This is a genomic window from Dietzia sp. DQ11-71 (assembly GCF_014144995.1).
GTDB classification, from domain to species: domain Bacteria; phylum Actinomycetota; class Actinomycetes; order Mycobacteriales; family Mycobacteriaceae; genus Dietzia; species Dietzia kunjamensis.
The window spans coordinates 1-7,839 of sequence record NZ_JAALDT010000280.1; the positions used below are offsets into that span (position 1 = coordinate 1).

The window sequence follows — 7,839 nt, forward strand, 5'->3', positions numbered from 1 at the left end:
CCACGGGCAGACCCCGTCCAACGTCGCCGGCGCCCTCGACACCGCCCTGCCCGGCGCACCGCTCACCGACCTCGGCCGCGATCAGGCACGGCTGGTGGGCGGGGAGCTGGCCGGGTCGGGGATCAGGCCGTCCGTCGTGCTCAGTTCCGAGGCCGCGCGCGCCCGCGAGACCGCCGGGCTCATTGCCGGGGAGATGGGCCTGCCCACCCAGGCCGTGCCCGGCGTCCACGAGGTGCAGGCCGGCCGCTACGAGATGCAGACCGGTGCCGAGGCGCTCCTGGCCTACAACCGGGTGGTGCGTGACTGGTTGGAGCTCGGCGACCTCGCCTCCCGGCTCCCCGACGGCGAGAGCGCCCTGGACGTGCGGGACCGGGCGATGCCGCTGATCGCCGAGCTGCGTGAGTCCCATCTCGACAACGCCGTGGACGTGGTGTTGGTGGTGCACGGCACGCTCATGCGGATGCTCGCCGTGTTCGCCGGCGCCGTCCCCTCGCAGTGGGCGCTGGACAACCGGATCTCCAACTGCGGGGTCATCGAGCTCGCTCCGGACGGCGGCGGCTGGTCGTGCGAACGGTGGGGCGACCACCCGGGGCGGCCGGGGTACTGACGGCGGCGGGCTCGGCCCCGATCGAGCTCGGCCCAGATCGAGCTCAGCCCCAGCCGAGCGCGTGGAGCGTCTCCTCGTCGATCCCGAAGTGGTGCGCGATCTCGTGGATCACCGTCACCGCCACCTCGTGGACCAGCTCCTCCTCGGTGGAGCAGAACGCGCACAGTGCACCCCGGTAGATCGTGATGGTGTCCGGGAGGAACCCCGAGTAGGTGGTGTCGCGCTCGGTCAGCGCCACCCCCTCGTACAGGCCCAGCAGGTCGGGCTCGTCCGGGTGGCGGTCGGCGATGAGCACCACGACGTTGTCCATCGCCTCGAACAGCGCGTCCGGGACCGAGTCCAACGCGTCGTCCACCAGCTCCTCGAAGCGTGTCTCGTCGACCCTCAGGCTCACGGCGTCCCGCCGGGCACCGGTACCGACACCGTGCCCTGGCCCGCGTCGGTCGGCGCTCCGGGGACGCCTCCCGGCGGCTGACCCGGCGGCGGGATCTGCGTGGTGGTGGGAGCGACCGGGGTGGCTCCGTCGACCAGCACGCCCTGGCGCGCCGACCCCCGCAGTACCGCGAACGGGCCGGGTTCCGCGGCCTTCATCAACCCGCAGTTGACGGTCCGGCTACCCGTCTGCCACGACACCTCCGAGATCGGGTTGACCAGCGTCGAGATGAGGGTCGTCCGCCGCAGCGTCTCGGCGTCACCGAGGTAGGCGACACCGGCCTCCCGGCAGGCGTCGGCCGTGAGCTCGGACTGCTGGCGGGGGTCCGGCGGGACCGGCCCCTCCGGGAACACACCGGAGACGTCCACGTCGGCGACGATCTCGATCGAGTGGTCCTCCGAACAGGGCGTGGTCGCGCCGGGAAGGCCCTCGTCGGTGAAGCCCAGACAGGTACCCGGGTCCCACCGACGGTGCTGGTCGGCCTCGGCGAACGTGCCCGTCGACAGGGCGGAGCGCCCGTCGAGTTCGGCGGCGGCGACACCGCACAGCACGCTGCGGTCGCCCTTGTCCCAGCCCTCCTCGGACGGCGGCACGACGAGCCCGGTGAAGCGGCCGTCGGGGTCGACCTCGCGCCCGTCGGCGTGCCGGGAGATCAGCGGGAGGCAGCGCTCGGTCCCCACCGGCGCCAACTCGGCGCTGACCGGCAGCGGCGCACCCTCCCCGAAACCGGGGACCTCCGACAGGTCGATCCGGGCCGCCACCTCGAACCGGTGCGGCTCGGCGCAGTCCACCGTGTCGAACGAGGTGACGCGGTCCGCGGCGTCGAGCGACCAGGTCAGGCAGGTACCCGGAGCGGCCTCGGCGTACGCGGGCCCCGACAGGGTGCGCGGGTCGACCTGCGGGACGACCGCCGCGATGCGCTCGGCGCGGGAGGAATTGGGATCGTTGATCGCCGACGCCATGAGCGCACCGGTGACCGCCCCGCCGGACAGGATGGCGAGGAGGGAGGCCATGACCGCGCCCCGTGTGCGGAGCAGCGATCGACCACGGCGCGACGATCGGGTGGAAGTGGTCATCGCCTTCCATGATGCCGCAATCGCGCGGTCCCGATAGGATCCACTGCATGAGCGGACAGAACCACGACGAGCCGGCCGGTGCGGACGGCGACGTGCGCTCGCCGCGGGACGGGGTGGACCCGGAGGTCCTCGAGTTCGCACAGATGCTGTTCCAGTTGGCCCGCGACGGCGAGACCGAGCGGCTCGCGGCGTATGTCGACGCCGGGGTGAGCCCGGACCTCACCAACGAGCGGGGCGACGCCCTGCTGATGCTCGCCGCCTACAACGGGCACCCGGACACCGTCCGCGCCCTGCTCCAACGCGGCGCCGAGGTGGACCGCGCCAACGACCGGGGCCAGACGCCGCTGGCGGGAGCGGTGTTCAAGGGGTACGGCGAGGTCGTCCGCGCGCTCTTCGAGGCCGGTGCGGACCCCTACGGCGGGACACCCACCGCGGTCGACACCGCGCGCATGTTCGAGAAGGACGCCTTCCTCGAGCTGTTCGGCGTCTGATCCACCCGCGGCCACGGTCGCGGCTCGGGCCGGCCGGGTGGGGCCGCTAGGCTGAGGTGCGTGATCGATCTCAAGCTGCTCCGCGAGAACCCCGACGTCGTCCGCGACTCCCAGCGCACCCGTGGTGAGGACCCGTCGCTGGTCGACCAGCTGCTCACCGCCGACGAGGCCCGCAGGTCCTCGATCGCGGCCGCGGACGGGGCCCGCGCCGAACAGAAGGCCCACGGCAAGAAGGTCGGACAGGCCTCGCCCGACGAGCGTCCCGCGCTGCTCAAGGCCGCGGGTGCGTTGAAGCAGGCGGTCAAGGACGCCGAGGAGGCCGAGAAGACCGCCGCGGCGGAAGTCGAGCGACTCCAGCGGCTGCTGTCCAACGTCGTCGAGGAGGGCACGCCCGCCGGCGGCGAGGACGACTTCGTGGAGATCGAGCGCGTCGGCGAGATCCCGACCTTCGACTTCGAGCCGAAGGACCACCTCGAGCTCGGCGAGAGCCTGGGGCTGCTCGACATGGAGCGCGGAGCGAAGGTCTCCGGCGCGCGTTTCTACTTCCTCACCGGCTACGGCGCCCTGCTGCAGCTGGGCATGCTGCAGCTGGCGGCGCAGAAGGCGACCGCCAACGGCTTCACGATGATGATCCCGCCCGTCCTGGTGCGACCGGAGATCATGCAGGGCACCGGGTTCCTCGGCGCGCACGCCGACGAGGTCTACAAGCTCGACGCCGACGACCTCTACCTGGTCGGCACCTCCGAGGTGGCGCTCGCCGGCTACCACCAGGGCGAGATCCTCGACCTGTCGGACGGCCCGAAGCGGTACTGCGGTTGGTCCTCCTGCTTCCGCCGCGAGGCCGGGAGCCACGGCAAGGACACCCGCGGAATCATTCGCGTCCACCAGTTCGACAAGGTGGAGATGTTCTCGTGGTGCAGGCCCGAGGAGGCGCACGCCGAGCACAAGCGTCTGCTGGGGTTCGAGAAGGAGATGCTCGAGGCGATGGGCCTGCCGTACCGCGTCATCGACATCGCGGGTGGCGATCTCGGTTCCTCGGCGGCCCGGAAGTACGACTGCGAGGCGTGGGTCCCCACCCAGGGCACCTATCGCGAGCTCACCTCGACCTCCAACTGCACGACGTTCCAGGCCCGCCGCCTGGGTGTGCGGTACCGCGATGACGAGGGTCGGACGCAGACCGCCGCCACCCTCAACGGCACCCTCGCCACGACGCGGTGGCTGGTGGCGATCCTCGAGAACCACCAGCAGGCCGACGGCTCCGTCGTGGTGCCGGAGGCGCTGCGGCCGTTCGTCGGCAAGGACGTGCTCGAGCCGATCCGCTGACCACGAACCGCGGGTGGTCGCCGGGGTGTCCGGGGACGACGACGAGGTCGTCGGACGCCTCGCGGGCCGCCGCCCGGGTCACGGGCGGAACAGCATCATCACGCCGCTCGCGCTGGCGCACGTCCGGCCGTCGGTGTCGGTGACCCGGACCTGCACCACGCACGTCGACCGGCCCGCGTGCTCGACCTCCGCGCGGATCGTGGCGGGCGTGCGCTCCAACCGGAGCGCCCGGATGTACCGCACGGTGAGGTCGAGGGTGCTGTAGCCGACGCCCTCCTCCACGACCGTCGCCGTCGCGTAGCCGAGCGCCGTGTCCACCCACCCGGAGACGATCCCGCCGTGGACCGTCCCGCCGTTGTTCAGCGCCCACTCCGCGGGCTCGGCCGTCATGGTCACCGCGCCCACCTCGGCCGCGGACAAGCGGACGCCGAGCGTGTGCGCGCCGGGGGAGAGGTGTCGCTCGCCGTCGATGATGAGGCGCAGCGCCTCCAGACCCGCGTGCACGCTGCGCTCGGCCGCATCCGGCAGGGCAGGCCAGGAGTAGTGGCGGCCGCGTGCCACCGGGTCGACCGAATCGAAGGGGGCGTCATCCACCCCGCCGAACCTACCGGCAGGGGCGGGCACCAGTGTCGGTGCGGGCGGCTACGCTGGTGGCCGTGGAGCTGCTCTATACGGGGATCATCGGGTTCGCCCGCACAATGTTCAAGGTCCAGGGCCTGGACCTCACGATTCGCGGGGAGCGCAACTTCCCCGAGGTCGGTGGGGCGGTGGTGGTGATGAACCACACCGGGTACCTCGACTTCGTCTACGGCGGCATTCCGGCGCGCGTGCACAAGCGGTTCATCCGCTACATGGCCAAGGTCGAGGTGTTCGACCACAAGGTGTCCGGGCCGATCATGCGCGAGCTCAAGCACATCCCCGTCGACCGGACGGCGGGCAAGGCGTCCTTCGACGAGGCTGTCGCCCGTCTCCGGGCCGGCGAGCTGGTCGGCGTGTTCCCCGAGGCCACCATCAGCCGCAGCTTCGAGGTCAAGGGCTTCAAGTCGGGCGCGGTGCGGATGGCACTGGCGGCCGATGTCCCCATCATCACCGTGACCCTGTGGGGATCGCAGCGGGTGTGGACCAAGGGCCTGCCCAAGAAGCTCCTGCGCCCCAAGGTGCCGATCATGATGGAGGTCGGCGAGCCGATGCGGGCCTACGAGCCCGTCGCAGAGTGCACCGAGGAGCTGCGCTCCCGCATCCAGGCCACCCTGGAGCGCCTCCAACAGGAGTACGCGGAGCGCTACGGCGCCTACCCGGCCGGCGCCAACTGGGTGCCCGCCCGCCTCGGCGGTTCCGCCCCCACGTTGGAGGAGGCCACCGCCCTGGACGAGGCCGAGCACGCCGAGCGCATGCGACGCCGTGCCCAGAAGGCAGTCGACCCGGATGCCGATGCCGGTGACGAGCCGGAGGGACCGGCGGGCCCGGACGCTCCGTGACCCGTTCCCGACCGCTGCTCGTCGCCTCCGACGTCGACGGGACCCTGATCGACAACGATCACCTCGTCCCGGCCGCGAACCGGGCCGTCGTGGCGGACCTCGTCTCGGACGGGGCCACGTTCGTCCTGGCCACCGGACGCCCGCCACGCTGGCTGCCCCAGGTGGTCGACCAGTTGCCCGTCGCGCCCCTGGCGGTCTGCGCCAACGGAGCCGTCATCATGGACACCGACAGTGGCGAGTTCCTGGCCACCAGTCTCCTCGATCCCGAAACGCTCGCCGCGATCGACGAGGTGCTGCGCAGGCTGCTGCCCGGCAGCGGGATCGCGGCCGAGCGCCTGGGCGCCGACGCCGCGGATGCCGATTTCGTGGCCAGCCCAGACTACGAACACGCCTGGATCCATCCCGCGCACCTCGAGGTGGGTCACGACGAGGTCCTCTCCGAGCCGGTGCTCAAACTGCTCGCCCGGGTCCCCGGTATGCCGAGCGCCGACATGGCGGCGGCACTGCGCGGGGAGGTGGACCACCTGGCGGATCTCACCTACTCGACCACCGACGGGCTGATCGAGTTCGCGGCCCGCGGTGTGACCAAGGCGAGTGGGCTGTCCCGGATCGCGGCGGGGACGGCGGCCGGCGCGGCCGTCCCGTCCGACGCGGTTCCGGTCACCGTCGCGTTCGGCGACATGCCCAACGATCTGGAGATGCTGCGCTGGGCAGATCACGGGGTCGCGATGGGCAACGCGATCCCCTCCGTGCACGCGGCCGCCGACGAGGTCACGCTCACCAACGACGAAGCCGGGATCGCGCACGTCCTACGGCGTTGGTGGGGCTGAGCGGCGGACCCGACCGAGGCCCTGTCGAAATGGGTCGAAATGGGATGCGGACCGGTCCCCACCACTTCCCCGGTGTGCACGCCGCCCCGGGTGGGGGAGGGGTGCACACCTGGTGGGACCCGGTCCGCACGATGTGGTCGGCCGGCGCGCGCCCGGTGATCGGGCGGCGCCGGCCGAGGATCAGGGGTTCGGCTCGACGGTGAGTTCCCGGGTCGCCGGGTCGTAGACCAGCGTGCCGCCGACGAACCGCTGGGCGACCGTCCCGTCGGCGCGCTCGGCCTCCGCGGAGACCGGCAGTCCGAGCGGGCCGTGCTCGAAGCCCTGGGCGGCCCACGCGTCGCCGATCACGCCCCACACGGGGTGCGTGCCCGTCTCGGGTGAGGAGTACAGCGCGCCGTTCTCGTGCTTGACCAGGGAGACGTCGCCGAAGCGCTGGACTCCGGACAGTGCCTTGCCGAGCGGGCCGGCCAGCTTCTGGGCGAGCCCGGAGAAGTCGCGGCTGAGCACGTTCTGTGCCGAGCCCGCGTCGAGGCCGATGGCGTCCTGCACCGACCCCGCGTCGAGCGGGATGTCCGACAGCGACTTGCCGCCGGTGAGGATCCGGGTCAGGGTCGCGGGATCGAGCTTGCCGCCGGTGAGGACTGTCCGCAATGCGGAGGTCACGGCCTCCTGGACGCTTCCCTGGGTGATGACCGACGGGAGATCCGCGCTACCGGTGCCACCTCCCGTGCCACCGCCGCCACCGGTGCCACCGCCCGTGCCCGGGCTGGGGCTCGGCTGGGTCGGGGCCGGGGCGCCGCCCCCGCCGCTCTTGGCGTAGGAGGACGCGATGTCGCGGATCTGGCCCATCTTGGCGTAACCGGAGTTGCCCGGGCAGGACGTGAGGCCGACGTCGCGGTGGGCGAAGATGTTGGGCAGCCGGACGGCGGTCCCGTACGAGTACTTGGTGTACGAGGTGCCCTCGGAGTAGTGGGTGTCGGTGCCCTTGGGGTCGACGCCGGCGACGGACAGGCGCCAGCCGATGATCTCGCCGACCTTGCGGACGGTGGCGTCCGACGGGGAGACGGTCGAGTAGTCGCCCATCATCGAGATGCCCCAGGTGTTGCCGTTGAAGCCGCCGGCGTGGGCGCCCTGGACGTTGCGGCTGAGTCCTCCGTGGCGGCCCTCGAAGGCCTGGCCGTACTTGTCGACCAGCACGTTGTATCCGACGTCGCACCAGCCGAGCGTGCGTGCGTGGTACGTGTAGATGCCGCGCATGACGCTGGCCGACCCCTCGCGGGAGTAGTTGTTGCTGCCCGCCGTGTGGTGCACGACCGCCGCGGCGAGGGTGGGGTCGTAGCTCGCGCTGCGGCAGCGGATCGACTCGTCGGCGCCCCAGCCGGAGCGGGAGATGATCGACGGCTGCCTGGCCGCGATGTCCCCGTGCGTGCCGCTGCCGCCGGAGGCGGTGATGTCGGCGAACGCCTCGGGATCGGGCGTCGGGGTGTCGTCGGGGGAGAGCAGGACGGCCTTGACCGAGGCGGGTTCGATCGAATCGGTGCTGCCTGAATCGGCGCTGCCCGAGCCGGCGTCGAGGCCCGAGGTCTCGGCCACGGGCTTGA

General features: G+C 72.0%; 9 protein-coding genes. 5 read left to right on the forward strand and 4 right to left on the reverse strand.

What is annotated here, in order from left to right; genetic code table 11:
* Positions 1 to 607, forward strand: a 607-nt coding sequence (locus G6023_RS10390) for a histidine phosphatase family protein (protein WP_182635385.1), incomplete at its 5' end; no start/stop codon positions are given.
* A 43-nt stretch (positions 608 to 650) separates the two neighbouring features.
* On the opposite strand, the gene G6023_RS10395 is transcribed toward G6023_RS10390, so the two are convergent.
* Both G6023_RS10395 and G6023_RS10400 read right to left on the reverse strand, forming a co-directional pair.
* Entirely contained in the window at positions 651 to 1,001 is a 351-nt protein-coding gene (locus tag G6023_RS10395) for a metallopeptidase family protein (RefSeq protein WP_069388729.1), read from the reverse strand.
* Positions 998 to 2,116, reverse strand: a complete 1,119-nt coding sequence (locus G6023_RS10400; protein ID WP_241727800.1) for a septum formation family protein — start codon at positions 2,114 to 2,116, stop codon at positions 998 to 1,000. The genes G6023_RS10395 and G6023_RS10400 overlap by 4 nt, the downstream gene beginning before the upstream one ends.
* A 47-nt stretch (positions 2,117 to 2,163) precedes the next feature.
* Here G6023_RS10400 and G6023_RS10405 point away from each other — a divergent pair, with 47 nt between their 5' ends.
* On the forward strand, positions 2,164 to 2,607 hold the full coding sequence (locus G6023_RS10405) for an ankyrin repeat domain-containing protein (RefSeq protein WP_067714851.1): 444 nt from the start codon (positions 2,164 to 2,166) through the stop codon (positions 2,605 to 2,607).
* 60 nt (positions 2,608 to 2,667) lie between these two features.
* On the forward strand, positions 2,668 to 3,930 hold the full coding sequence (serS, locus tag G6023_RS10410; protein WP_159148770.1) for a serine--tRNA ligase: 1,263 nt from the start codon (positions 2,668 to 2,670) through the stop codon (positions 3,928 to 3,930).
* 78 nt (positions 3,931 to 4,008) lie between these two features.
* Here the strand turns inward: serS and G6023_RS10415 are convergent, their stop codons facing one another.
* Positions 4,009 to 4,524, reverse strand: a complete 516-nt coding sequence (locus tag G6023_RS10415; protein WP_069388726.1) for a PaaI family thioesterase — start codon at positions 4,522 to 4,524, stop codon at positions 4,009 to 4,011.
* Positions 4,525 to 4,586: 62 nt separating this feature from the next.
* Here G6023_RS10415 and G6023_RS10420 point away from each other — a divergent pair, with 62 nt between their 5' ends.
* Entirely contained in the window at positions 4,587 to 5,408 is an 822-nt protein-coding gene (locus G6023_RS10420) for a lysophospholipid acyltransferase family protein (protein ID WP_069388731.1), read from the forward strand.
* On the forward strand, positions 5,405 to 6,238 hold the full coding sequence (locus G6023_RS10425) for an HAD family hydrolase (RefSeq protein WP_069388725.1): 834 nt from the start codon (positions 5,405 to 5,407) through the stop codon (positions 6,236 to 6,238). Before G6023_RS10420 ends, G6023_RS10425 begins: the two co-directional genes overlap by 4 nt.
* Positions 6,239 to 6,418: 180 nt before the next feature.
* Here the strand turns inward: G6023_RS10425 and G6023_RS10430 are convergent.
* The coding region (locus G6023_RS10430; protein ID WP_182635388.1) for an N-acetylmuramoyl-L-alanine amidase at positions 6,419 to 7,839 on the reverse strand (1,421 nt) is incomplete at its 5' end.

Bases quoted from the DNA above. Each gene is read 5' to 3' on its own strand.
- G6023_RS10400 (WP_241727800.1), bottom strand. From the start codon at position 2,116: ATGACCACTTCCACCCGATCGTCGCGCCGTGGTCGATCGCTGCTCCGC.
- G6023_RS10405 (WP_067714851.1), top strand. From the start codon at position 2,164: ATGAGCGGACAGAACCACGACGAGCCGGCCGGTGCGGACGGCGACGTG.